Annotated in this window: 22 protein-coding genes and 2 pseudogenes; 18 read left to right on the top strand and 6 right to left on the bottom strand. The window is 66.1% G+C overall.

Annotation, left to right across the window (positions count from 1 at the left end):
• The first annotated feature begins 106 nt into the window (after positions 1–106).
• The 4 genes from A5678_RS10075 (at position 107) to A5678_RS10060 (ending at position 4,537) form a co-directional block, all read left to right on the top strand.
• Positions 107–2,467 (top strand): glycoside hydrolase family 65 protein, encoded by a 2,361-nt coding sequence (locus tag A5678_RS10075; RefSeq protein ID WP_068041516.1) that lies wholly within the window; start codon positions 107–109, stop codon positions 2,465–2,467.
• An 861-nt stretch (positions 2,468–3,328) separates the two neighbouring features.
• A complete protein-coding gene (locus tag A5678_RS10070) occupies positions 3,329–3,796 on the top strand; it encodes an OsmC family peroxiredoxin (RefSeq protein ID WP_068041514.1) in 468 nt (155 codons plus the stop codon).
• A 12-nt stretch (positions 3,797–3,808) separates the two neighbouring features.
• Positions 3,809–4,282 carry a hemerythrin domain-containing protein gene (locus A5678_RS10065; RefSeq protein ID WP_068041510.1) on the top strand — a complete coding sequence of 158 codons (474 nt, stop codon included), beginning with the start codon at positions 3,809–3,811 and terminating at the stop codon, positions 4,280–4,282.
• 63 nt (positions 4,283–4,345) lie between these two features.
• A complete protein-coding gene (locus tag A5678_RS10060; protein ID WP_068041507.1) occupies positions 4,346–4,537 on the top strand; it encodes a ferredoxin in 192 nt (63 codons plus the stop codon).
• Positions 4,538–4,606: 69 nt separating this feature from the next.
• Here A5678_RS10060 and A5678_RS10055 read toward each other — a convergent pair whose 3' ends face one another.
• Entirely contained in the window at positions 4,607–5,374 is a 768-nt protein-coding gene (locus tag A5678_RS10055) for a DUF2249 domain-containing protein (RefSeq protein ID WP_068041503.1), read from the bottom strand.
• A 94-nt stretch (positions 5,375–5,468) separates the two neighbouring features.
• On the opposite strand from A5678_RS10055, the gene A5678_RS10050 reads away from it, so the two are divergent.
• From A5678_RS10050 to A5678_RS10040, 3 genes are read left to right on the top strand one after another with little or no spacing between them, the layout of a single operon-like run.
• The gene (locus tag A5678_RS10050) at positions 5,469–6,179 is read left to right on the top strand and encodes a metalloregulator ArsR/SmtB family transcription factor (RefSeq protein ID WP_068041501.1); all 711 of its coding nucleotides are present in this window, start codon (positions 5,469–5,471) and stop codon (positions 6,177–6,179) included.
• Positions 6,169–7,260, top strand: a complete 1,092-nt coding sequence (locus tag A5678_RS10045; protein WP_082945481.1) for a hypothetical protein — start codon at positions 6,169–6,171, stop codon at positions 7,258–7,260. Before A5678_RS10050 ends, A5678_RS10045 begins: the two co-directional genes overlap by 11 nt.
• Positions 7,257–9,845, top strand: a complete 2,589-nt coding sequence (locus tag A5678_RS10040; RefSeq protein ID WP_068041499.1) for a multicopper oxidase domain-containing protein — start codon at positions 7,257–7,259, stop codon at positions 9,843–9,845. The genes A5678_RS10045 and A5678_RS10040 overlap by 4 nt, the downstream gene beginning before the upstream one ends.
• 29 nt (positions 9,846–9,874) lie before the next feature.
• On the opposite strand, the gene A5678_RS10035 is transcribed toward A5678_RS10040, so the two are convergent.
• Complete coding sequence (locus A5678_RS10035; RefSeq protein ID WP_068041496.1) at positions 9,875–10,222, bottom strand: cupin domain-containing protein; 348 nt, start codon at positions 10,220–10,222, stop codon at positions 9,875–9,877.
• 110 nt (positions 10,223–10,332) lie between these two features.
• The gene (locus A5678_RS10030; protein ID WP_068041568.1) at positions 10,333–11,751 is read right to left on the bottom strand and encodes a wax ester/triacylglycerol synthase family O-acyltransferase; all 1,419 of its coding nucleotides are present in this window, start codon (positions 11,749–11,751) and stop codon (positions 10,333–10,335) included.
• Between the two features lie 441 nt (positions 11,752–12,192).
• Here A5678_RS10030 and A5678_RS10025 point away from each other — a divergent pair, with 441 nt between their 5' ends.
• The 6 genes from A5678_RS10025 (at position 12,193) to A5678_RS10000 (ending at position 18,580) form a co-directional block, all read left to right on the top strand.
• Entirely contained in the window at positions 12,193–13,200 is a 1,008-nt protein-coding gene (locus A5678_RS10025) for a nitroreductase family protein (protein ID WP_068041565.1), read from the top strand.
• A 154-nt stretch (positions 13,201–13,354) separates the two neighbouring features.
• Positions 13,355–14,365 carry an alpha/beta hydrolase gene (locus A5678_RS10020; RefSeq protein WP_082945479.1) on the top strand — a complete coding sequence of 337 codons (1,011 nt, stop codon included), beginning with the start codon at positions 13,355–13,357 and terminating at the stop codon, positions 14,363–14,365.
• 3 nt (positions 14,366–14,368) lie between these two features.
• A complete protein-coding gene (locus A5678_RS10015) occupies positions 14,369–15,211 on the top strand; it encodes an SDR family NAD(P)-dependent oxidoreductase (RefSeq protein WP_068041493.1) in 843 nt (280 codons plus the stop codon).
• Between the two features lie 19 nt (positions 15,212–15,230).
• Complete coding sequence (locus A5678_RS10010; protein ID WP_068041489.1) at positions 15,231–16,151, top strand: reductase; 921 nt, start codon at positions 15,231–15,233, stop codon at positions 16,149–16,151.
• Positions 16,148–17,650 carry an NAD(P)/FAD-dependent oxidoreductase gene (locus tag A5678_RS10005; protein ID WP_068041486.1) on the top strand — a complete coding sequence of 501 codons (1,503 nt, stop codon included), beginning with the start codon at positions 16,148–16,150 and terminating at the stop codon, positions 17,648–17,650. The genes A5678_RS10010 and A5678_RS10005 overlap by 4 nt, the downstream gene beginning before the upstream one ends.
• A gap of 3 nt (positions 17,651–17,653) precedes the next feature.
• Entirely contained in the window at positions 17,654–18,580 is a 927-nt protein-coding gene (locus A5678_RS10000) for a MerR family transcriptional regulator (protein ID WP_068041484.1), read from the top strand.
• 26 nt (positions 18,581–18,606) lie between these two features.
• Here the strand turns inward: A5678_RS10000 and A5678_RS09995 are convergent, their stop codons facing one another.
• A complete protein-coding gene (locus A5678_RS09995; protein WP_068041481.1) occupies positions 18,607–19,623 on the bottom strand; it encodes an acyl-ACP desaturase in 1,017 nt (338 codons plus the stop codon).
• Between the two features lie 160 nt (positions 19,624–19,783).
• Positions 19,784–21,136 (bottom strand): salicylate synthase, encoded by a 1,353-nt coding sequence (locus tag A5678_RS09990; RefSeq protein ID WP_068041477.1) that lies wholly within the window; start codon positions 21,134–21,136, stop codon positions 19,784–19,786.
• Between the two features lie 437 nt (positions 21,137–21,573).
• On the opposite strand from A5678_RS09990, the gene A5678_RS09985 reads away from it, so the two are divergent.
• The 3 genes and pseudogenes from A5678_RS09985 to A5678_RS27820 form a co-directional block, all read left to right on the top strand.
• Complete coding sequence (locus A5678_RS09985; RefSeq protein ID WP_068041559.1) at positions 21,574–21,786, top strand: hypothetical protein; 213 nt, start codon at positions 21,574–21,576, stop codon at positions 21,784–21,786.
• A gap of 289 nt (positions 21,787–22,075) precedes the next feature.
• Positions 22,076–23,311: a sodium-dependent bicarbonate transport family permease gene (locus tag A5678_RS09980; RefSeq protein WP_068041474.1), complete on the top strand. Its 1,236-nt coding sequence runs from the start codon at positions 22,076–22,078 to the stop codon at positions 23,309–23,311.
• A 157-nt stretch (positions 23,312–23,468) separates the two neighbouring features.
• Positions 23,469–23,607 (top strand): annotated as a pseudogene (locus tag A5678_RS27820) (sodium-dependent bicarbonate transport family permease); the annotation flags it as partial.
• Here A5678_RS27820 and hemW read toward each other — a convergent pair.
• A complete protein-coding gene (gene hemW / locus A5678_RS09975; protein WP_068041557.1) occupies positions 23,608–24,780 on the bottom strand; it encodes a radical SAM family heme chaperone HemW in 1,173 nt (390 codons plus the stop codon).
• A 185-nt stretch (positions 24,781–24,965) separates the two neighbouring features.
• Here hemW and A5678_RS28310 point away from each other — a divergent pair, with 185 nt between their 5' ends.
• Positions 24,966–25,058 (top strand): Ms4527A family Cys-rich leader peptide, encoded by a 93-nt coding sequence (locus A5678_RS28310; protein WP_368664890.1) that lies wholly within the window; start codon positions 24,966–24,968, stop codon positions 25,056–25,058.
• Positions 25,059–25,168: 110 nt separating this feature from the next.
• Positions 25,169–26,039: pseudogene (locus A5678_RS09970) on the top strand (nitrite/sulfite reductase); the annotation flags it as partial.

Genomic DNA, 26,039 nt, shown 5'->3' with positions numbered 1-26,039 from the left:
CGCGAGCATTGATGCCGTGCCGGCAAGTATCGCGTGTAGTCGGCAAACCCAATCAGCTTGGCGCGCACCACGCCCACACCATGTCGACGGATGCGATTCGCCACCGATGATCAAGCATCCTTCGTTCCGGATGGAACCATGGTGTCTGCGTTGTACAGCGCTCGACCTGGAGGTGCTTGCGCAAATCGAATCGCTGTTCGCGCTGTCGAATGGGCACATCGGGTGGCGGGGAAACCTCGATGAGGGTGAGCCACACCGATTGCCGGGCAGCTACCTCAACGGGGTGCACGAGCGGCGGACCCTGCCCTATGTGGAACCAGGCTACGGCTACCCGGAGTCCGGGCAGGTTGTCAAAAATGTGACCAACGGCAAGCTGATTCGCCTGCTTGTCGACGACGAGCCCTTCGACGTCACCTACGGGTGGCTTGATGCCCACGAGTGGCGCCTGGACTTTCGCGAGGGAGTCTTACATCGGCGCACTGACTGGGCATCGCCGGCAGGATGTGCCGTGCGCGTGTCCTCGACCCGGTTGGTGTCGCTGGTGCAACGTGCGATCGGTGCGATCCGCTATCAGGTCGAGGCTCTCGACCGTGTGGTGCGGGTGGTGATCCAGTCCGAGTTGGTCGCAAACGAGGCGCTGCCCGCGCCCCCGCCCGGTGACCCGAGGGCGGGGCTACCGGAACTCGCGCCGCTGATCGCCCGCGACCACGTGGCGAGGGGCACCCTCGCGGGGCTGGTCCACACCACGGCCAACAGTGAGCTGTGTATCGCTGCGGTGATGGAGCATGTCGTGGATGGGCCCGACACCACGGTGGTGACCTCCGAAAGTTTCCCGCATCTGGGCCGGGTGACCATTACGGCCGAGCTCCGACCCGGGGACCGGCTGCGGCTGGACAAGTTCGTCGCCTACGGCTGGTCGGGGCACCGCTCACTGCCCGCGGTGCGTGATCAGGCCGACGCCGCCTTGTTCGCCGCGCAACAGACCGGATGGGACGGTCTACGCGTCGCGCAGCGCGCCTTCCTCGACGAATTCTGGGAGCGCGCCGACATCGAACTCGACGGCGATCCCCAGATCCAGCACGCGGTGCGGTTCGCGCTGTTCCACATCCTGCAGGCCGCCGCCCGCGCGGAGGGCAGAGCGATTCCCGCGAAAGGACTTACCGGGCCCGGGTACTTCGGACACAGCTTCTGGGACACCGAAGCCTACGTGTTGCCAGTGTTGACCCAAGTCTTCCCCGACGCCGCGGCGCAAGCGCTGCGCTGGCGCCACTCCACCCTGCCGCTGGCCACCGCACGCGCCGCCCAGCTAGGGCTGACCGGTGCCGCCTTCCCGTGGCGCACCATCCGTGGCGAAGAATGCTCCAGCTACTGGCCGGCAGGGACCGACGCGTTTCACATCAACGCCGCGATCGCGGACGCCGTCATCCGTTACCGTGACACCACCGGTGACGATGCATTCGAGCGTGACGTCGGCGTTGAGCTGCTCACCGAAACCGCCCGGCTCTGGGCATCTCTCGGTCACTACGACATCGACGGGCGCTTCCGTATCGACGGGGTTACCGGCCCCGACGAATACAGTGCGGTCGCCGACAACAACGTCTACACCAACCTGATGGCACAACAAAACCTGCGGGCCGCCGCCGACGCCGCCGACCGCCATCCCGATCGGGCCCGCGCACTCGGCATCGACGAAGAGGAGACCGCCCGATGGCGGGCGGCCGCCGAGGCCGTGTACCTCCCCTACGACGAGGTGCTCGGTGTGCACCCGCAGGCCGACGGCTTCACCACTCATCAGGTCTGGAATTTCGAAGCCACTCCTGCCGAGCGGTACCCGCTGCTGCTGCACTACCCGTACTTCGACCTGTATCGCAAACAAGTGGTCAAACAAGCCGACCTTGTTCTGGCCATGCATCGCCGCACCGACGCCTTCACCCCCGACCAGAAAGCCCGTAACTTCGCCTACTACGAAAAGCTGACCGTCCGCGACTCGTCCCTTTCCGCGTGCACCCAGGCGGTCATCGCCGCCGAGGTCGGGCACACCGCGCTGGCTTACGACTATCTTGGCGAGGCCGCTCTGATGGACCTCGACGACCTGGAACACAACACCCGCGACGGGCTACACATGGCCGCCCTCGCCGGCAGTTGGATCGCCCTGATCGCCGGGCTGGCGGGCATGCGAGACCAAAACGGAGCCCTCACCTTCGCCCCGCGTCTGCCCGACGCGCTGACTCGGCTCGCCTTCACCATCACCTTGCACGGGCGGTGCCTCGCGGTTGAGGTCGCGGCATCCTCCGCAACGTATGCCCTACGTTCGGGTGGACCACTGCACCTGGCCCACCATGGCCAGCCGGTCACCGTCCCCGTCAGTAAGCCGATTACCCTGGCGATTCCTCCTATTTCGGTGAAAGACCCGCCGCCGACGCAGCCACCGGGGCGGGCGCCGAGTCCACGAAGTCGTCGCTCGTAGCCCGACTACGCAACCGCCTTGACCGTCAGTTCCGTCGTACGTTCGCGTCACCGGGTCCGAATCGCACGGAGCCGGCGGTATTAGGCTTAACTGGATCGCCGAACAGAAGTTGCCATCGCATCACTGATCGAGCATGTGCCGACGACTATTTCGGCCGCCACCGAGCGCGTCGGCAGCGCCGGAGACCCGCCGCTGTTGATGACCGGTCCCGTGGCCGACATGCATTATTGGCAGGACGACCTCTGTGCTGCTCTGGTAAACAAAGGATTTCACGTCGCGCGGTTTGACAACCGCGATTCCGGTCGACCCATCTGGACGGGTTCTGAGCTCCGTCCAGGCGGGCCGCACGACGCGATCCAGGAACTGCGCCCTACCGGCTCGAGGACATAGCCGAGGAGGACTCGATCCAGCTGCGCGGGCCCGCCAAGCCGCCGCGATGCTGGCCCACACCGACCGCCGACTGACCTCGCCAAACTGCGCATCCCCGCCGTCGTCCTGCACGGTCGAGACGACCGGCTGATCCGTTTCGCCGGCGGACGCGCGATAGCCGGAGCCATTCCCGACACGACGCTGGTGTTCCTGCCGGGTATGGGCGATGGCCCGCCAAAGCCGGTGTGGCCCAGCATCTCGACGAGATCAGAACCGCCGCCGACCGCGTCCAAGCGGGCAGTCCATCCTGACGCCTCCGCACGAAATATCGAGTGCCGGAGCGACGTTGCGCGGATCCAATGCATCGAACGCTTGCTCAGTCGACAAGCCTCACAACCCTCTAGCCAACACGCGCCGCCATGGTCTAGCGTTTACACAAGTCAGGCTTGTAAAAACTGGCCCCTTGGGTCGCCGATAAAGGAGTCGCGGACTATGAGCATTGCCGAACGGAGCACGCAGACCCAGTGGGAAGGCCCGCTGGCCTCAGGCAAGGGCATGCTGTCACAGGGCAGCAGTGCGGCCCTGGATGGCCTGCCGTTGACCTGGGCCTCCCGGACTGAGCAGCCGGGCGGCAAGACCAGCCCCGAGGAGCTGGCGGCGGCGGCACACTCGTCGTGTTTCGCGATGGCACTGGCGTTGAAGTTGGGCGAAAACCACACGCCGCCACAGCGACTCGATGTCACTGCCACCGTTATCCTGGACGCGGTCGACGGAATCCCGACGATCACCACGTCGCGGTTGAAAGTCAGGGCGCAGGTCGCGGGCCTGGATGACGAAGCGTTCGCCGCCGTGGTCGGCCAGGCCGCTGCCCTGTGTCCGGTATCGCGATTGTTCGCCAGCGCCACGATCAGTGTCGACGCCGAGCTCGACGAGAGCGAATCCGCCCGCTCCGCTGGCTGAGAGGAGCCCGCGATGCCCAGCCTGACCTTAGCTGCCGAGCTGACGAGGGAACACCGCGAGATCGATGTCGCGATAGAGACTTTCATCGAAAAGCTCGATGGCGGCGGCTTGCATCACGAACTACTCACCGAGACGTTGGAGGCGCTGCGCCGGCACATCTACCTCGAAGAAGTCTTCGTGTTCCCTCCGCTCCGGGACGCCGGGATCGTGATGCCGATCTTCGTGATGATGCGCGAGCATGGTCAGCTGTGGCGCACCATGGATGCGCTGACGGATCTGCTCGCTGACGGAAACTACAGCTCCCGGCTGAGGGATACGTGCGTGCAGCTGCTGGACCAACTTCACCAGCACAACTCAAAAGAGGAGCCGGTCATCTATCCCAACGCCGACACCGACGTACCACCACAAACGAGCGCGGAATTGCGCCGGTTCATCGAGACCGGCCGCGCCCCGGATGGATGGGTATGCCAGCAAGCGGGTGGGTGAGGTTCGACTGTTGCGCTCTCCCAGCCCATCCGACAGCCCGACTCGGACTAAAGGAGGATTCACATGCGCGTCGTGGTAGACCGTGATCGCTGTGAGGGCAACGCGTTTTGCGTGAATATCGCGCCGAAGGTGTTCCAACTCGACGACGACGAATACGCCGTGGTCATCACCGACCCCGTTCCCGTCGAGCAGGAGACGCTGGTCGAGCAGGCCATCGAAGCCTGCCCTCGCGCGGCGTTATCCCGCGAAGGCTAGCATTCGGCTGACGCTCGAGTCTGCTGCGTCACAACGGATTTCGAGCTTCCTGTCTGAAGTAGCGGTTTCCTACCGCTTGGTCAGGCGCAGCCGCCAGGCCTCCGGCCCGCGCTGCTCGTACTGAATTTCGAGACGGCCCGAGGCGCGGTGGTCGAGTTGGTGCAGGAGCGGGATTGGATCATGGGGAGCCACCAGCACCAGCGCGCCGCCGGCCGGAACGGCGTCGAACGCGCCGAACACGGTGGCATGCCGGATCGAGTGCGGCACGTCGCGAACGTCGAGCACGGGCGCGTCGGTATCGGCTTCGCCACAGCCGCAGGTCTGCGATGGCTCGGCGCCGTTGGTTGGGTGGGCATGGCCGAGGAGCTCGTGCATCCCGTGGGTCACCTCGACGAGGGAGACCTCCGGATCGCCGGCCACGATCGGCAGGATCCGCTCGTTCTCGTCGGTCAGGTGGGCGTCGAACACCACCCGCAGGGCGTGGCCGGACGCGGCCGCACGCAGCGGTGGCTCGATGCGGATGCGCTCGACGAGCGAGCCGATGACGCGGTGCACCGCGATCATCGATTCGACCAGCGGCCGCGCGAGCCCGGTGCGGGTGGCGGCCGGGTAGAGGCGGTCCTCTTCGGCGGCGGCGTGCGGCAGCAGCTCACCGGCCAGGAAGGCCAGGACCGCTGCGCGCGCCGGCTCGAAGTCCGCACCGCGCTCGACCGCCCACAGCATCGCATCGGTGAGCACCCCAAGCTGCCCGGCGAGCTGAGCGTGATGACCCTTGATGGCTTCGACCGCCTCGGCGTCAGCAGCTGTGGACGCGACGATCACATCGTTGGCTGGCATGTTGGTTCCTTCCCGTCGAGTCCAGAAGCTCCGCTGAGCGAATGTGACTCATTGCCCTATGTGCATTGCCCTCTAATTTACTACAATAAATTCCGTGAAAAAAGGCTTGGCCGTCCTGGGGCCCGAACCGACGCCGGTGCTCCGGTCGCCGGTGGCGCTGTCCGGGCAGCGACTGCGGGTGCTCGAGTATGTGCGCGCACACTCCCCCGTCCGGGTCGCCGACGCCGCCACCGCTCTTGAGCTGCACCCCAACACCGTTCGCGAACACCTCGACGCGGTCGTTGGGCTCGGGCTCGCGGAGCGTTCCACAGCAACCGCACTCGGACGCGGACGTCCGGCTACGTTGTATCGCGCATCGGCCGCCGACCCCGCCGTCGCGGTCCGCGATTACGCGGGTCTGGCGACCGCTCTGGCCGGTCATCTGGCTCGCACCAGCGCCCACGCCGAGCGCGATGCGCGGGCGGCCGGCATCGAGTGGGGGCGTGAACTCATCGACGAGGGGATTGAGGCCGGCAGCGGTCCGCGGCAGTCCGTGCTCGAAGCGCTGACCCGCCTCGGCTTCGCACCCGACCACGCAGAAGGCACCTCGGACGCCGGACGGGGCATCGCGTTGCGCCGCTGCCCCTTGCTGGACGCCGCCCGTCGTTACCCCACTGTCGTCTGTCAGGTCCACCTCGGCATCGTCGAGGGAATGCTCGAGCGGCTCGGCGCCCCCAGCGGCCGCGGGCTCGATCTCATTCCGTTCGCCGAACCCGGCGCCTGCCGGCTGTTCCTGCCCGATCCCGCTGTGCGACATGGTGATTGACCGGCGGATCCCGGCCCGAGCGCTGCTACTGGTTCCCGGTGGGTTCGCGCTCTTGGCCGGACTCGATGCGGCGCTGGGGCTCCTCGGCCTGCCCGCGCCGATCACGACCACACGGCTGGGCGAAGTGCACGGCGTCCTACTGGTGCTCGGGTTCGTCGGCACGGTGGTTGCACTGGAGCGAGCCGTGGCCGCGCATCGATGGTGGGCCTACCTGGGGCCGGCATTCCTCGGCGCCGGCGCGGTGCTGTTGGTCGGGCCGGCGCCCCGAGAGCTTGGCGGTGTAATGCTGCTCGCCGGGTCCGCGATGCTGGTTGCGGTCTACGTGTCGTTATGGCGACGGTCTGCCGACATCGCGATTCTGGTCCAGGTGGCCGGCGCGGTGCTGGCGACCGGTGCGGCGCTATTGTGGCTGGGCGGTGTGCCGGTTCCCGACCTGTTGCCCTGGCTGTCGGGTTTTCTCATCCTCACGATCGTCGGAGAGCGCCTCGAGCTCGCCCGCGTGGCGATACACGGTACCCCCGCCGAGACGCTGCTGATCGTCCTCGCGGTGGCGATGGTCGCCGGTACGGTCGCCGCGTTGTTGTGGCCGGCGCCCGGCTACCCAGTGCTCGGCGCGGCGCTGCTGGCGACGGTGGTGTGGCTGGGCCGGTTCGATGTCGCTCGCCACACCGTGCGCGCGACGGGCCTGACCCGATACATGGCCGTCTGCCTGCTTGCCGGTTACGTGTGGTTGCTGGTGCCCGCGTCGACCTGGCTGCTGCTCGGCCAAATCCGTTCCGGCGCCGGCTATGACGCGGTGGTGCACGCGGTGATGCTCGGCTTTGTGCTGTCGATGATCATGGCGCATGCACCCGTGGTCTTGCCCGCCGTCTTGCGTCGCCCGCTGCCATACACCCCTTTGATGTACGGCGCGGCGGCGCTGTTGCACCTGTCGCTGCTGCTTCGGCTGGCGGTCGGTGACGCACGCGGCGTCCACTGGGCACTCCAGGCCGGTGGCGTCCTGAACATCGTGGCTGTCCTCGGCTTCATTGCGGTGGCCGGTTATTCGGCGACGCGAGCAGCAACTCGGGTGCCGGCATGAATCGGTCGGGATGGCATCTGCGTGTCGGGGCGGTCGTGTTCGCCTGGCTCGCCGCGCTCGTCGTCGTGGCGGTCGCGCACCGGTTCCTTCCGCTGTCCGGCTGGCTGCTGGTCCATCTGCTGGCACTCGGCGCGGCCGGCAACGCCATCCTGATCTGGAGCCGCCATTTCGCCGATGCGTTGCTGCGCCGGCCCCCCGATCCGGCGCGGACGGTGGAAGTGTTGCGCCTCAGCGCCTTCAACGCCGGTGCCGTCACGGTGGTCGCCGGCATGCTGGGCCGGTGGTGGCTGGTGGTGTTGGCGGGCGGTGTCGTGGTCGGAGTCGTCGCCCTGGCGCACGGGGCGACACTTCTGCGGCAGCTGCGTACCGCGTTGCCCGCCCGCTTCGGCGTCACCGTGCATTACTACGTGGCCGCGACGGGCTGTCTGGCGATCGGCGCGGGACTCGGGGTGGCGATGGCGAATCCGGCGCTGCCCGGCAATCTCCACGAGCGGTTCGTGATCGCGCATGCGGCGCTGAATTTGTTCGGTTGGGTGGGGCTCACGGTGCTGGGCACGCTCGTCACGCTGTGGCCGACGATGCTGCGCACCCGGATGGCCGACGGCGTCGAGGTGGCCGCCCGACTCGGCCTGCCGGCGCTGCTTGCGTCGCTGGCCATCACCGCCGGTGGCGCGATGGTGGGCTCGCCCCCGATCGCCGGCCTGGGCGCCGTCGGGTATCTGGGTGCCGCCGGGATCGTCCTGCGACCGCACCTCGACGAGATTCGCCGCAAGCGGCCCAACGACTTTGCGACCTTGTCGGTGTTGGCCGGTGTCACCTGGCTGATCGGGTCGCTGGCCTTCGCCGCCGTCGCACTGGCGATCTCGCCGACCTGGCCGGTGGCGCTCGGGGCGGCCGCCAAACTCACCGCGCCGGTGCTGGCCGGCTTCCTGGTGCAAGTGCTGCTCGGGTCGCTGAGCTACCTGGCGCCCGTGGTGATGGGTGGGCGTGCGGCAACGCTGGTGGCCGGAGCCGAGCTGGAGCGAGGGGCGCCGTGGCGGCTGACCGTCGCCAACGCCGGGCTGTTGCTCTGCGTTCTTCCGACTCCCAGTCTGGTGCGGGTCGCGGCATCCATGCTGGTGCTGGCGTCCTACGCGGCCTTTCTGCCGTTGCTGGTTCGGGCGGTGTGGCGGGTACACCGCGATCGCGACAAGCCCTCGGTGCCGGGCGCACAGGTCTCACCGTCGCGGCAACGGCTCGGCATCGCCGCCGCCGGACTCTCGGTCGTCGTGCTGGTGACCGCAGCCGCCGTGGCCGCGGACCCCGCATCGCTCGGAATCGGTAAGTCGCCGCAGGTGGCAGTGGCCGCCACGGGCCACACCACCACAGTGTCGGTCCGTATCGAGGGCATGCGTTTCGTGCCGGACACGGTCGAGGTTCCCGCCGGAGACCGGCTGCAAATCAACCTGGCCAACACGGGCACCGACCGACATGACCTGGTGCTGTCCAACGGCACCCGCACCGGACGCATCGCGCCCGGCGAGTCGGCGGTTCTCAATGCCGGCGTGATCGGTTCCAGCCTCGATGGCTGGTGCGCGGTGGCCGGACACCGGCAGATGGGCATGACGTTTTCGGTCCGGGTGACCGGTGCGCCGATGCCCTCCACACACCCGGGCCACCCAGACCACGAGGGCCCGGCGCACCTCCCGTCAATCTCCGCCGCAGATATCGCGCGCAGCCTCAGCGCAGACCCGGCTCCCGGCTTCGCCGCACGCGACGCCACGCTGCCACAGGCAACGGCCGCGCACCGGGTGACGCTGCCGGTGACCGAAATCCAGCGGGAGGTCTCGCCCGGAATCACCCAGCGGCTGTGGACATTCGGCGGTACCGCCCCCGGCCCCACGTTGCACGGCAGGGTCGGCGACGTCTTCGAGATCACCCTCGTCAACGACGGCAGTACGGGGCATTCGATCGACTTCCACGCGGGGGCGCTCGCTCCGGACGAACCGATGCGGACCATCCAACCCGGCCAGCGCCTGGTGTACCGGTTCACCGCGACGCGGGCGGGTATCTGGCTCTACCACTGCTCGACGATGCCGATGTCACTGCACATCGCCAACGGCATGTTCGGGGCGGTGATCATCGACCCGCCGGACCTGCCGCGCGTCGACCGCGAGTATCTGATCGTCCAGTCCGAGATGTACCTGGGCGCGCCCGGGGGAGAAGCCGACGCGGACAAGGTCGCCGCGGATAAGCCCGACCTGGTGGTGTTCAACGGCTACGCCCGCCAATACGACCATGCGCCGCTGGCCGCGCGGGTGGGCGAGCGAGTCCGCATCTGGGTGCTGGCCGCGGGACCGAACCGAGGTACCTCATTCCACGTCGTCGGTGGGCAGTTCGACACCGTGTGGTCTGAGGGCGACTACCGACTGGGAGGCAAGCGAGGATTGGGCGCGGGCGGTGCCCAGGCACTCGGATTGTCCGCGGCCCAAGGCGGATTCGTCGAATTGACCTTCGGCCAACCCGGTCGGTACCCGTTCGTGTCACACGCGATGGTCGACGCGGAACGCGGGGCCCACGGCATCATCGAGGTGGCCGGACGGTAACTCATTCCAACGGGATCATCACCAATCCGTCAGTCCTGATTCAGCTGAACACCTTTTGCGACGGTGAGCAGGATGACGGAGTCTTTGACGGCCTGCACCCCATGCCGGCTCGGCGGGATCACCAGGTGATCGCCCGGAGCGCCGTCCCAGCTGGTCTCGGGCGCCGTCAGCCGGATGCGTCCCTCCAATACATGCAAGGTAGCTTCGCCGGGGCTGTCGTGGTCATGCAGCGCCGATCCAGCGGTCAAGGCGACCATGGTTTGCCGCAGCGTGTGTTGGTGACCGCCGTACACCGTGTGTGCGCTGCGGCCGCTGGAGGCGCGGTGCGCGGCCGCCAGCTGCTCGCGCGCCAGTGCTGTGAGCGAGATCTTGTCCATCGGGCAGGCTCCTTCCTCGTCGCAAATCATATGCCGCTCCGCGGCAGCTTGGCGACGGAGGCGTTGCGAGCAATCAACGCGCTAGCGGAATTAAGACGGTCAGGGTGTGGCTAGCCACTGACGACGAGTGACAATCCGCGACGACCACGTATTTTCTTGCGGTGCTTGCTGATTGCCACCAGACGGGCCACCGCTAGCTCGATTCCGCGGGCCAATGCGTCGATGTCGGCCACGGCCTCGTAGTCGGCGAGGACACCGAAGAACAGGTCCTCGGCATAGCTGAGCATCGCCACCCCGGTTCGTAATTGCATCGCGATCGGCGGTACGGGAAACACACTGAGCACCCGTTGGCCCATGAGTTGCAGGGGCTGACGAGGGCCCGGGACGTTCGTCGCCAAGGTGGTGACGCCACGCTGCGGTAAGTGGGTCAACAACCGGACCGCCCATGCGGTCATGGGGAACGGAATGCGATTGGCCATCGACACGAATGCGTGACCCGCCTGGTGCTGACCGTGGGACTTCGTGCGGTCCAGGCGGGAATGCACGGTCCGCAGCCGCTCTATCGGGTGCTCCGTCTCGACCGGCAGGTACGGCAACATCACCGACACGCGGTTATCCGTTTTAGCCAACGCGTCGCCAGACCGCATCGATACCGGCACCAGCGCGCGAATCGCATCCGGCAGCGGCGCTTCGCCCCGCTGCATGAGGATGTCGCGGTAACTCTCCGTGATAGCGGTCAGCGCAACGTCATTGATGGTGACGTCGAAGGCTTGGCACACCTGCGCGATGTCGGCGAGGGGCACCCGCGCGACGCCGTAGCGTCGCAATGTGGTTATCGGCCCATTCAGCGACGTCGTTGTGGGCCGCAGCAAACCGGCGGCAATTTCTGCCGCACCCAATGCCGTGCGGGCGGCGGTCGCCGTGACGGCGGTCGATGCGTTCCACAGGCCGCCTAATACGCTCAGTGGATTTCCGCCCCATATCCCATGCGAGGGCTCTTGTGGCTCAGGCTCTTTGGCGGCACGTATACGGCTTGCGAAGCTCTCATAGATGCCGCTGGGATCAGGGTCGCATAGGCCGGCAAGCATATGGGTGGCCGCGATTCCGTCGGCCATGCAGTGGTGGATCTTGGTGAGCATCGCCCACCGGTTGTCGCTGAGGCCTTCGATGATCCAGATTTCCCACAGCGGGCGATCCCGGTCGAGGCGCCGGGAAATCACGTCGGCGGCCAGCTGCATCAACTCTCGGTCGTCGCCGGGCCTCGGCAAGGCGATGTGCCGTACATGGCGGCCGAGATCAAAGGTTGGATCGTCCACCCATTCGGGTGCACCGAGGTCGAACGGGCGCGTTCGCAGGCGCTGTCCGAACCGGGGGCACATGCGGATCCGCTGAGCAAGTGTCTCCGTCAACGAATCACGGTCCGGGATCGGCCCCTCGATGACCGCGAGACCGCCGATCGCCAGGCTCACGTTCCGGTCGGCATCTTCCGCCTTGAGAAATCCCGCGTCGAGGGTTGTCAATTGATCCACGACCGCCACCTCCGAACTTTATCTGCAACCAGTAGTAACATCATTCTCCGCCGCTGGCGACCGCGGCAGCAGGGCCGAAAGTCCCAAGCAACGCGGTATCTTGCGGCCAAATGCGCTGCAGCAAAAGCATCCTCAGCGAACCAATGGCCCGTTGACGCCCGACTGCCAACTGTTCGCCTGCGCGCCCAGACGGGCTTGTAGCCATTGTGGTCATTCGTCGCAAGCGTCCTCACCCGGTTGCACATGCCTAATTTAAAGGATATTATTTATCTAAACTGCTCGTGACGCAAGAGCAAGCCTCGAGCAAGGAGGAAACCGGAGGCCGTCATGTTGGACACGGTGAAGAAGCAAGATCTTCGCGAAAGTGGCGATGCCTCATGGTCAGACATCAGCGACGCGGTCGCGCTCCTCGATGCGAGAGCAGTCAAGCGTCCGGTCGCGGTGAATGCCCGGCATGTCCCGAATAAAGAGGTCATCGGTGCGGTCCTCGCCCTGGCCGTCCGGGCACCTTCCATTGAGAACACCCAACCGTGGCGGTGGCGCGTGGGTCGCTCGAGCCTGCACCTCTACACCGATTCACGCATGCAGTTACCCAACGCCGACCCGGATGGCCGGGACATGATCTTGAGTTGCGGTGCAGCGCTTAACCATTGCGTCGTTGCCCTCGCGGCGATGGGTTGGCTCGCCGACGTTCGTCGCCTACCCGATCCGGCCGACCCCAGCCATCTCGCCGCCATCGAGGTATCCCCCTACGAGCCCGATCGCACCGACATCACGCTGGCCTCAGCAATCCAGCGGCGCCGAACCGACCGACGGACCTACAGCGCTCGGCCAGTTGCAGCGGGTGATATCGCCGCGCTGGCTGCCGTGGCCGCTCGAATGCGAGTGCCGCTGCGCCAGGTCGATGCCTTGAAAAGGCTGCACGACATCGTCAAGCAAGTTGCATTGGCTCACGCGACCGACCGCGATTACCTTGTCGAGCTCGCCAGGTGGAGTGGTCGATACGGGTCCCGGGCCGGTGTGCCGGCTCGGAGCACAACCGAACATGATTGTGGCGCAATGATACCCGGCCGCATCTTCGCGGGACCGGCCCTGGCGCAGCCGCCGGGTGCCTCACCCGCCGATGACAATGCCGTCATCCTGATGCTCGGCAGCGAAGCGGACGACCGTCTGGGTCAGTTGCGCGTGGGCGAGGCGACCAGCGCGCTACTGCTGACCGCGACGGCGATGGGGCTGGCCACCTGTCCGATCACCGAACCCCTGGAAATCCCGGAAACACGCGACGCCGTCCGCGACGAGGTGTGGGGTGCGGGAGGGTATCCGCAGATGCTGCTACGGCTGGGCTGGGCGCCAGACAGCGCGGCCCCATTGCCGCCGACGCCGCGACGCCCGCTCTCCGAAGTCGTGCAGTGGCCACGCCAAACCGAGCAACGGCCTTGTAAGAGTTGAAAATTCTGAGCCAATTGACGATGGCCGGATGGAATGGTGCGGCGCCGGCGCGCGCGGCCACTGCCCGGGCCGAAAGCTCCTGACGCAAGCTTGCTTCAAAGCTACCTCGAAACTGCCATTGACTAATGTCACCATTTGTTGTTGACTGCGTGGCATGGCGGACGGTGTTCAGGCCCGCGGGTCAGTGCGGTCCCGTGGCGCGGCAGCGGTAAGTGCTTACACCCTGCGGCCCGTCACGGGTCTGATACCGCCCGAACGCGCCTGGGGGTTATGGCTATCGCGCCGGATCGTCGCCAGCATCATGGGAACGTTCGGTCCCGCGCTGACGGGCACCCGCGTCGAACACGTCGACACGAAGCTGCCCGGCGGCCGCCGCGTCAAGGGCGAATGGATATATGGGCCGCGGACGCCGACGAGCGACGCGCCGCGATCGTCTACAGCCGTGGGAGCCATCTACTACGTGCACGGCAGCGGTTACGCTGTGTGTTCGCCAAAGACCCACCGGCGGTTGACGTCCTGGCTCTCATCCTTGACCGGCTTGCCGGTGTTCAGCATCGATTACCGACTCGCGCCCCGCCACCGCTTCCCAATCGCGGCCGACGACGCACGGGCGGGCTGGGACTGGCTCGTGCAATCGTGCGGTGTATCACCGAAAGAGATCGTGGTCGCCGGGGATTCGGCCGGTGGACACCTGGCCGTCGACCTGTTGCTGCAACCGGAGGTCGCCGCCGATCACCCCGCCGCGCTGGCGCTGTTCTCCCCGCTGTACGACGTCACCTTCGCGCTGTGCATCGCCCGTGAACGAACGCGTCGCGATCCCGCGATCCGGGCGGCCGACGCGGCCCGCCTGGTCAGCATGTATCACGCCGGCGTCGACCTCGCCCACCCACGGCTGACACTGAATGTGGCCGGCGGCGCGCCGCTTCCGCCGACCCTCATCCAGGCGGGCGGCGCCGAGATACTGCAAGACGACGCCCGTCAGCTCGCCGCGGACATCCAAACCGCGGGCGGCCGATGCGAACTGCAGATCTGGCCGCACCAGGTGCACGTCTTCCAGGCACTGCCACGCGTCACGCCCGAAGCCGCCAAGGCCGTGGCCTATGTCGCGCGGTTCATCGCCCACGCCCTGCAGGATGCGCGCGCCATGGCCCAGGAGGTGCACTGAAGAATGTTGGACAGACTGCTGGGGAGGGCGAAACCCAGCCGCGGCGCGTCGGCGGTGGTGACCGGCGCCGGAAGCGGCATCGGCGCCGCCTTCGCTGTGGAACTTGCCCGTCGCGGCGGCGCGGTCGTCTGCAGCGACATCGACGAAGCCGCCGCCAAAAGGACGGTCGACACGATCAGCGAACGGGGCGCCAGGGCCACCGCCATCCGTTGTGACGTCTCGAAATTCGAGGACGTCGAGGGGCTGGCCGAGCAATCGCAGGCCTGGTTCTCCGGGCCGCCCACGCTGGTGATCAACAACGCCGGCGTGGGTGCCGGTGGCGCGGCCATCGGCGATGCGCCGCTGGACGATTGGGTGTGGACGCTGGGCATCAACCTGTGGGGCCCCATTCACGGCTGCCACGTGTTCACCCCGATCCTGCGGGAGGCCGGTCCGTCTGCCCGGGGCATCATCAACGTCGCGTCGGCGGCCGCCTTCGGTGCGGCCCCGGGAATGGCCGCCTACAACGTCAGCAAGGCCGGCGTGTTGTCGCTTTCGGAGACCCTGGCCGCCGAATTGGCCGGCAGCGGGGTAAGAGTCACAGTGCTGTGCCCAACCTTCGTGAAGACCAACATCGTCGAGTCGGGCCGCATCAGCGAGGAATCCAGCCAGCTGGCCAATAGATTGATGCGCTGGACCGGATTCTCGGCGGACAAGGTCGCGCGGATCTGCCTGGACGCACATGACCGCGGCGAGCTGTACTGCATGCCGCAACTCGACGCCAAGATCGGCTGGAACATCAAACGCATGGCCCCGCAGGCCTATACGCGCACGGCCGGCCTGATATCCCGAATCAACCTGCCCTGATCAAGCAAAGGAGCTCCCAGTGGCCATCGACATGGAAGCTATGCTCGCCAAGATCAAGGATCGCCAGTGGGCGCTCGCCGACATCGATTGGGACGCGCCCGGTGCCGATACCATCCGGCCGGAGTTCCGCCCCAAGCTCAAGGCGTTCATGGCCGACCTGTGCTGGATCGAAAACGTGGGCGCCCGTGGATTCGCGGCGCTGGCCAAGAAGGCGCCCAACCCGACGCTGGCGGAGATCTACCGGTATTTCCACGCCGAGGAACAACGGCATGCCAACGCCGAGATGGCGCTGATGAAACGCTGGGCAATGCTCGACGATGGCGAACTGCCCGAACCCAACATCAATATCCGGCTGTCGATCGAGTGGCTCGACGCGTTCTCCGACAGCATGCCGCTGTCCGTGCTGGGCACCGTCATCCCGATGCTCGAGGTCGCCCTCGACGGCGCGCTGTTGAAGTTCCTGCTCGACACCGTGGAAGACCCGGTGTGCCATCAAGTTTTCGAGAAGATCAACAACGACGAATCACGGCACATCGCTGTGGATTTCGAGGTGCTCGACCTGATCGGACACGCCAAGGCACGCCGAATGGCCATCGAACTCATCGGCCGCATGGCATCCCCGGGCCTCATCATCGGCATGCTCATGTATGTTCCGCTGCTCAAACGCATCTACGGTGAGATGGCCGAGATGGGATTGGAGCCGGAGCGGCTGAATAATGCGGTCAAGCGCTTCAAGCAGCTCGGCGAACGTGGCGAAAACACCTGGCGCGTGCCCACGTACCAACTCCTCAAACGGCACGCCGCAATGGTGGTCAACCCGCAGCACCCGTATCAGATTCTGGCCAGTTCGATGGTTTGGCTGTCGGATCGCTATCCCAAACCGCTGTTGAGGCCGGTGCCCAGTTGGTTCAAGGAACTCACCTACAAGCCGGCGGCGTGACCATGGCAGACGACCGCGCCCACGCGGTGCTCATCATCGGAGCCGGCTTCAGCGGGCTGGGAGCCGCGATCCGATTGGCCGACGCCGGAGTCGAGGACATCGTGATCCTGGAACGCGGCGACCGGGTTGGCGGAACCTGGCGCGACACAACCTATCCGGGCGCCAGCTGCGACGTCCCCTCGCTGCTGTATTCGTACTCGTTCGTCAAGAACCCCACCTGGTCACGCACCTACTCCCCCGCCCCGGAGATCTGCCGGCATCTCGAAGACATGGCGACCAGATTCGACATCCGTCGCCACATCCGATTCGGCCATGCGGTCAGCGGCCTCACCTTCGACGAAGACAACGGGATCTGGACTGCAACCACCAAACGTCGCAAGCGCTTTCGCGCACGCACCGTAGTGCTGGCTTCCGGACCGCTGTCGGACGTCAGCTTTCCCGACATCCGCGGTCTGGACAGCTATCGCGGACACAAGATACACAGCGCCCGGTGGGACCACGACTACGATTTCGCGGGCAAACGGGTCGCCGTCATCGGCACCGGCGCCAGCGCGATCCAGATCATCCCCGAGCTGGTGAAGCAGGCCGGGTTCGTCAAGGTTTTTCAGCGCACCCCCTGCTGGGTGCTGCCGCGCTTGGACGCCGCCACCCCACCGGCCGTGCAGGCCCTGTTCGCCAAAGTTCCTGCCGCCCAGCAGCTTGCGCGGCAGGCCCTGTTCTGGGGTCACGAGGCGAGCGCCACGGCACTGGTGTGGGACACGCCGTTAACCTCGCTGGCCGCGCGCCTGGGGCGGGCACACCTACGCGCTCAGGTGAAGGACCCGTGGCTGCGACGCCAGCTGACGCCGGACTTCCGCCCGGGGTGCAAGCGCATGTTGGTCTCCAGCAACTACTACCCCGCCCTGCAGCGCGACAACTGCAAGCTCATCGACTGGCCGATCGCCACCTTGAGCCCGGCCGGCGTCCGCACCAGTGACGGCATCGAGCACCACCTCGACTGCATCGTCTTCGCCACCGGCTACGACGTCCATCTGACCGGACCGCCCTTTGCGGTCACCGGGCTCGGCGGTCGGTCGCTGGCCGACGAATGGGCCGATGGTGCCCAGGCTTACAAGAGCATCAACGTGCACGGCTACCCGAACCTGTTCGTCATGACCGGACCCAACTCCGGGCCGGGCCACAACTCGCTGCTGGTCTACATCGAGGGTCAGCTGGAGTACGCGGTGCGCGGCATCACCGCCATCCTCGACAACGACCTGCGCTATCTCGATGTGCGCGAAGAGGTCCAGCGCCGCTATAACGACGCCCTCCAGCGCCGCCTCACCAAGACGACGTGGATGTCCGGCTGCCGCAGTTGGTACCTCACCAAGGACGGATACAACGGGTCGATGTACCCGGGTTTCGCGACGCAGTATCTTCGCCAGATGAGGGATTTCCGCTACGAGGATTACCAAGCGGTGGCGCGCCACACCCGGGCGTTAGCTGTCGCGTCGGGCTGACGGATGACACCGGACCGCCCGCTCGACCGTTCTTCAAGGCCCGAACCCGGGACCATCGCCAGCGTGCTGCACAACGTGCGGCGCGCACCCAAGCGCGTTCGGCGACAATCGCGGGAGTACCGGCAGCTCATCGAGACCGCGGTCGCACAGCTTTTCGACGCGGCGGTCCGCCACCCCCACGGCGTCGCCGAGTCCGGTGAGTACCGGATCGACGACCTGGCCCGGCTGGCCGGCACCACCACCCGCAACATCCGGGTCTACCGCGACCGCGGGTTGCTCCCCCCGCCGTTGCGGGTGGGCCGCATCGCATTGTTCAACGACACCCACCTGACCCGGCTGCGCCTGATCACCTCGATGCTCGACCGCGGATACAACATCGCCCACGTACGTGAAATGCTCGGCGCCTGGGAGGAGGGGAAGAACCTGGGTGACGTGCTGGGACTGGAGAACGCCATCGCGGGCACCTGGACCACGGAGAAGCCGGAGACCATGGCACTGGTCGACGCGCAGCGACTCGTCGACGACCCGGAGGCGTTCGAGCGCCTGGTAGCGCTGCAGGTCATCCGGGTCGATGGGGCAATGGCCACCATTACCCGTCCCAAACTGATCGAGGCGTTCAACGAAATCCGCGGCTACGGTGTCAAATTGGAAAAGCTCGTCGACCTACACGAGCAGATCGTGCCGGAGATCGACAAGATCAGCGACATGCTGGTGCGCGCCGGAGCCGAGCATGTGCTGGAGCGCATCAAGCCGGGCGAGCCCCTGCCCGCGGATGCCGAGATCGCCGAGCTGATCACGATGTTGGTGCGCTTCCGGACGCAAGCCGTGGCGACGGTCACCGCCACGCTCGCGTCGTCGATCGAGTCCAACATCGAGTCGTTGGTGGGTCGCATACTCGCCGACTATCTGGAGTCCAGCTCTTCGGCCTGAACGCTCGTGCCGCCTCGCCAGCCGCGTCAGTGGCCGCTCAGGGTCAGCGTCCCTTCGGTTTTCAGGACTTTACTGGCGGTGATTCTCTCGGTTTTGCGGGCCTCGCGCTCGAGATAGCGCTGCTTGGATTCCTCGAATTTGTCGGAGGCCTGCTCGAGCTCCTTGACCAACACGGCGAGATCGTCGCGCATCCGTGCGGCCTCCCCGCTGAAGTCTTCGCGTTCGAAGATGCGCCACTTCCTCAGCACCGGCATCACCACCTCGTCGAGGTGGATGCGCGGGTCGTAAACACCGCCGACGGCGATGATTACCGCCTTGCGCCGGAATTCCGGCACCGTGAACCCGGGCATCTTGAAATTGCGCAAGATCCGGTGCACCGACTTCATCGCCTGGTTCGGGGCGATGTCCAGACCCGCCGCGCTGACGTCCCGATAGAAGATCATGTGCAGGTTCTCGTCGTGTGACACCCTGGCCATCAGCTGCTCCGCGATCGGGTCTTGGGACGCCTTACCCGTGTTGCGGTGGGAAACCCGGGTGGCCAACTCCTGGAACGAAACGTACATGACCGAGTCGAACAGGCAGTCGGCAAACATGTCGCCCTGCTGATTCTGGCCGGGGCTGAAGCCCCGGGTCATTTGCTCCAGGCGTAGCTTTTCCAGCGCCACCGGGTCGACGGCTCGGGTGACCACAAGGTAGTCGCGCAACGCCGTGCTGTGCCTGGCCTCCTCGGCCGTCCACCTGTTGACCCACTGCCCCCACGGGCCGTCCATGCTGAAGTTCATCGCGATCTCACGGTGATACGACGGCAAATTGTCCTCAGTCAGCAGGTTCTGCACCATCGCCACTTGCGCGACGTCGGGGAGCCGGCTGTCTCCGGGCTCCCAATCCTGACCGTCCAGCGCGTAGAAGTCCTTGCCATCCGACCATGGGACGTAGTCGTGCGGATTCCACTCTTTGAACATCGACAGGTGGCGATTGAGCAGGTCCTCGACCACCGGCTCAAGTTCGTGGAGTAGCTGCAGGTTGGTCAGGTCGTTGGACACAAGGCCCTCCAGTTATGTGTGCCGTCAAGTAACGCACAATGTATCTGTGTCATGCGGTTACATAAAGATGACACGCCGAAAATACGGCAAACTAGGGCCAAAGGTCCCTACGCCTGGGGTGGCCACACCGGAGGCTCCGACAGGGCAGACGAATGGCGCGCTACGGGCGTGGAACCAGGTAGGGCGCGAGGGTGGACAGCTTTTCGCAGGTCTCTTCGAATTCCCGCTCCGGGGTGGACTCTTCGATGATGCCCGCCCCGGCCCGCAACCATGTCTTGCCTTCGTGTTCGTAAGCCGCCCGCAGCGTCAGCGCCGCGTCCAGGCCGCCGTCGGCCGAAAACATCACGACCGCTCCGGAATACAGTCCGCGCGGGGCGTCGTCGAGGCGCAGGATCGCCTCGACCCCAGCCGCTTTCGGGACGCCGGACGCGGTGACCGCGGGGAAAAGCGCTTCCAGCGCGTCCATCCGGTCGTTCGAGGGACCTAGCCGCCCGCTGACCGTGGAGCCGAGGTGCTGCACACTCCCGCGCTCCCGCACCGTCATGAAATCGGTGACCACAGCACTGCCGGGCTCGGCGATCTCGGTCATCTCCTGCAGCGAGCTGCGCACCGAGATCGCATGCTCGACAATCTCTTTGGAGTTCGATTCCAGGTCGTCGCGGGCCTGCCGGTCGCGGGCCACGCCGCGACCCAGTGCGCGCGTACCCGCCAGCGGCTCGGTCACCACGATGCCGTCGTCATGGACGGCCGCGACAAGCTCGGGGCTGTAGCCGACGGCGCGAATTCCGCCCAGCCGCAACAAGAACGACCGCACCGGGGTGTTGTGTCGACGACCCAGCCGGTAGGTGGACGGGAAGTCGAGCCGAAACGGCACCTCTAGACAACGGGACAAGATCACCTTGTGGTAGCGGCCCGACGCAATCTCGCCGACGGCCGACGCCACCCGATCGCGGTATCCGGACGGGTCGGCGATGACGTCGACGGCGCGAGCCCGCCGCGCCTCAGGCAGCCCGCCACCCACCAATCCGAGTACCGTGTCGCGATGCACCGCCGTCGCGCCCCACAGCCGGACCGACTCCCGGTTCACCACGATGCGGGTGCGGGGCCAAAACACGCGCGCCAGCGGGGTTCGCGGCGCCAGCCGCTGCTGCAGCCCGTACCGGTAGACGCCGAACTCGAAGGCGATCCAACCGAAGAGCTGGTCGGTCTCCAGCAACAGCCTGTCGGCGGCTTCTCCCAGCACGGGCCCGGGCCGCCCCGACCACTGCTGCCGCTGAACCACGCCGTCCCGGATGACGCGCACCTCGTCGCTGTCCAGCTCGACCATCGCACGCACACCGCTGGCCAGCACCCATTGACCGCCGCGCTCGTAGAGCAGGTATTCCTCGCCGACTTGTTCGGGCAGCAGCGCAGCCAGCTCGGCGGCCAGGTCGGCCGGGTCGACATGCGCGGGAAGGGGGATCGGCGATGACGTGGAGCCGGCGGAACTCGTCTGAACGCTGACCTCGGTCACGGTTAGTAAATGTAGCCTAACCTATCTAAGAACGCTCAACCGCTCCCCCCGCGGGCCGGCAAATCCGATCGGCCCGCCAAAACTCCCTTCCAGTCAGCGCGCCAGCCGGCCCTACGAGCTGCGCCGGCTGAACACCCGGCCGCCCGGCGGCTGACAACTTCCGCAGGTAGAAGCGCCGCCAAGGCTGGTGCCGCTGGTCCCACACACCCTCTGGGCACCTTGCCGCCCCAAAAACACCCCAAACGTTTCCACAGCGTTTACGTCGTTACTGCACATCACCCCCCCACGCCGACGAGACTTCTCCTAAAATCGTGTCGATCCGTGCAAACCCGCCAACCGGAGATTCAGTTGGACGCGGTGGCTCGGCGAGTTCGATCGCAGTGCGTAAAGGAGTGGCGCGTGAACTCCTATCTGAACGACTCTTCGAGAGCAACATCATGTTCGTGATCCGGCTTGCGAACGGCGAAGAGGTGCAGGGCGGCGAGACGGACGAACTCGAAATCAACCAGGAGACGGGCGTGCTCACGGTTTCGCGCGTGGACGGTTTCGAGAAAATCACCACCCATTACTCACCAATGGCATGGCTGTCGGTGACACACCGCCAGAAGGGTGTCGGGGTCAGGCCGTCAGTTATTTCGTCGGCACGTTGATTCTGTGTTGACCCCACAGCAAATACACAGCACTTTCCCACCAAATCAACGCCTTCCGAACCGCCGTCCCGCGTTGCAAAGATCGCCAGCCTTAGCCCTCTGAACAGCGGTTTTCCCGGACGTCGGTCGGCTCGCAGCGATTAGACACGCCGTTACTACATAGTTTGCATTCGAGTGGCGCTTTGACACCGGCGGGGATAAGTTTTCCACGGTCGTCGGGATGTTCGTGGTGGCTCCGCTTGCGGACGGTGCTTTCCCTGATCACCGCACTCATCGAGGGAGGCATCGAATGCTGCAAGAGTTTTGGCAGAACTTCACCCATAACCTGTTCAAGCCGCTCCTGCTGTTCTTCTACTTCGGATTCCTCATCCCAATCCTGAAGGTGCGCTTCGAATTTCCCTATGTGATCTACCAAGGCCTGACCATGTACCTGCTGCTGGCCATCGGCTGGCACGGCGGTGAGGAACTCGCCAAGATCAGCGCCGGCAGCGTCGGAGTGATCGTGGGCTTCATGGTGTTGGGCTTCGTGCTCAACTTCGTGATCGGCGGCCTCGCTTATCTGCTGCTGAATTGGCTGACCTCAATTCGACGAATAGACCGGGCGACCGTCGCGGGCTATTACGGGTCAGACTCGGCGGGAACGTTCGCCACCTGCGTGGCCGTCCTGACGGCCATCGGCATGGCGTTCAACGCCTATATGCCGGTCATGTTGGCCGTCATGGAGATTCCGGGCTGCCTGGTGGCGCTGTACTTCGTGGCGCGTCTTCGCCACCGCGGGATGGACACGGCGGGGAACATGGTTGACGAGCCGGGCTACGTCGCGCCGGTCAGGGTGGGCGTCGGACCCGGCACCGCGGCCAAACCCACGCCCGGCCAGAGCCTCGAGGCCGAAAACGAGCGCGGACTGGAGGAGGAGCTCGAACTCTCCCTGGAAAAGCTCGACCACCCCGACTGGGAGCAAGACCAGAACTTGCCCCGTGCGACGGGCAAGAAGGTGCCGATCTTCTCGCGGGAGCTGTTCCAAGAGGTGTTCCTCAACCCGGGGCTCGTCCTGCTGATGGGCGGCATCATCATCGGCCTCGTCAGTGGGCTGCAAGGGCAAAAGGTGGTCGCCGACGACGACAAGTTCTTTGTCCTGGCGTTCCAGGGCGTGCTTTGTCTGTTCCTGCTCGAGATGGGGATGACGGCCTCCCGGAAGTTGAGGGACCTGCGAAGGGCGGGCCCCGGTTTCATCATCTTCGGCCTGCTGGCACCGAATGTCTTTGCGCCGCTTGGCATCCTGGTCGCGCACAGCTACGCCTCGCTCACCCACGCCGATTTCAAGCCGGGAACCTACGTACTTTTCGCGGTCCTTTGCGGCGCGGCGTCCTACATCGCCGTCCCCGCGGTCCAGCGGCTGGCGATCCCCGAGGCCAGCCCCACGCTTCCGTTGGCAGCGTCGCTCGGTCTGACGTTCTCCTACAATGTGACGATCGGGATCCCGCTCTACATTGAGGTCAATCGGCTGATCAGCCACTGGTTCTAGTCCCGACCGGGCCCGGCGAATCGCAAGGGGCGACAGTTCCTTTGACGCGACCGTCCGAGCCAGAGACGAGGGTTGCCTCAGCTGGTTGTTAGTTGTACGTAAAGGCGGGTTGAGCCGGCCCGCGAAGCGAGCGGGTTTCCGTTAAGTTCGTGGGCGTTGCGAGTCGGCGTCCTACATCGCGCTGCCCGCGGTGCAGCTGCTGGGAATCGCCGAGGCGAGCGCGACCCTGCCGCGGGGTTCCGCTGTACGTCGAGATCAATCGCGCAGTCGCGCACTGGTTCCCAATCAGCTGGGCCCTATCCCAGGACGGCGCGCACCACCGCGTCGGCCAGCAGCCGACCGCGCGGCGTGAGGACGAACCGGTCGGCGTCGGACACCAGCAACCCGTCGGCGACCGCGCGTTCGGCGCGTTCACATTCGGTGCGACTCAGCACCTCACGCGGAAGACCCTGCCGCAGACGGGTTTTCAACAACACGTCCTCGGTGTGCAGGGCGTCGTCGTCCAGCCGCTCGAATCCTCCCACCGGCAGCGCGGCGGCCGCCAGCTTCTCCGCGTAAGCGTTGGGATGCTTGACGTTCCACCACCGCGTGGCGCCGACGTAGCCGTGGGCTCCAGGTCCCGCGCCCCACCACTGGCCATCGTCCCAATAGCCGAGGTTGTGTCGGCATTCCCCGCCGGGCCGCGACCAGTTGGACACTTCGTACCACGTCATTCCGGCCTCGGACAGCCGCGCATCGACCAGCTCGTAGCGGTGTGCGAGCACATCGTCGTCCGGAGCCGCCAACTCGCCACGCCGAACCCGTCGGGCCAGCGCGGTGCCTTCCTCGACGACCAGCGCGTACGCCGACACGTGATCGACGCCGGTCTCGATTGCCATGTCGACCGAGCGCAGCAGATCGTCGTCGGACTCCCCGGGCGTCCCGTAGATCAGATCGAGGCTGACGTGCTCGAAGCCCGCAGCCAACGCTTCGCGGGCGGCGGCGGCCGATCGGTTCGGGGTGTGGATGCGGTCGAGGACCCCCAGGACTCTGGGTGATACCGACTGCATGCCGAGCGACACCCGCGTGTAGCCGGCCGCGCGGATGGCGTCGAAGAAGTCCGGCCAGGCCGACTCGGGGTTGGCCTCCGTGGTGATCTCGGCGTCGGGTGCCAGCGCGAAATGTTCGCGCACCATGTCCAGCAGCGCCGCCACGCGCGCGCCGCCCAACAGCGACGGCGTCCCTCCCCCGACGAACACCGTGTTGACGGTCGGCCCGGAAAGCCGCTCGGCGGCCAGCTTCAACTCGGTCCGCAGCGCCGCCAGCCAGGCGTCGGGGTTCACACCGCCCAACTCGGCGGGCGTGTAGGTGTTGAAATCGCAGTAACCGCAACGCGTTATGCAGAACGGGACATGGATGTACACCCCGAACGGCCGCCTGGGAACGGGCTGCAGCTCGGGCAGCTCGACCGCTTGCTCGCGAAGTGCCATGCCAAATGATCCCACGGTGTGCGGCACCCGGCTGCGGCGTCGGTCGCCGAATCGCGATCGACCGCCCGCGGCCTTCCCGTGGGTTTTCTCACCGGGACGGCCAGCTTAATCGAGAATTAAGCTCACCGTGAGCGGATATTTGACCTGGTGGCAATGCCCCCCGACGGGCATGGCACAATGGACGCGTGACCGTCGCTCAGCCCAGCCTTCGCATTGCGCTCGTGGCGCGGCGGCACATTGATCTCAAGCGTGTTTGCAGCTGTTGCTGTCTCCCTTGATGTCGTAGACCCGCCCACCTGTACGTCCAGCTGGCATCGGATCTGCGCCGCCGATACCAACCGGTGAGCTGCGCTTCTATGCCTGCGATGTCGAGAAGGAGACCTCTGCAATGACCACAGCCCGTCCGGCGAAAACCCGCAACGAGGGCCAGTGGGCGCTGGGAGACCGGGAGCCACTCAATCCCAACGAAGAGATGAAGCACGCCGGCGCCCCGCTCGAGGTGCGCGAACGCATCGAGAACGTCTACGCCAGGGACGGGTTCGACAGCATCGACAAGAGCGACCTGCGCGGACGCTTCCGCTGGTGGGGGCTCTACACCCAGCGCGAACAGGGTTACGACGGCACCTTCACCGGCGACGAGAACGCCGATCTGCTTGAAGCCAAGTACTTCATGATGCGGGTGCGCTGCGACGGCGGCGCGCTGTCGGCCGCCGCGCTGCGCACGGTCGGCCGGATCTCTACCGAGTTCGGCCGCGACACCGCCGACATCTCCGATCGCCAGAACGTGCAGATGCACTGGATCGAGGTCGAAAACGTCCCCGAAATCTGGCGGCGTCTCGCCGACGTCGGGCTGCAGACCGCCGAGGCGTGCGGCGACTGCCCGCGCGTCATCCTGGGTTCGCCGCTGGCCGGCGAATCGATCGACGAGGTGCTCGACCCGACCTGGGCGATCGACGAGATCGTGCGCCGCTACATCGGCCAGCCGGACTTCGCCGACCTGCCGCGCAAGTACAAGACCGCGATCTCGGGTCTGCAGGACGTCGCGCACGAGATCAACGACATCGCCTTCATCGGCGTCAACCATCCCGAGCATGGGCCCGGCCTGGACCTGTGGGTCGGCGGCGGCCTGTCCACCAACCCTATGCTGGCCCAGCGGGTCGGCGCCTGGGTACCGCTCGACGAGGTGCCCGAGACCCGTCCGGCGATCGGAGCCGCCCCGACGGCGTTGAGCCCGTTCTTGAGCCGCTGCACCCCGATGT

Source organism: Mycobacterium sp. E2733 (assembly GCF_001667585.1).
GTDB lineage: Bacteria > Actinomycetota > Actinomycetes > Mycobacteriales > Mycobacteriaceae > Mycobacterium.
This window is presented reverse-complemented; position numbering and strand designations above follow the sequence as displayed.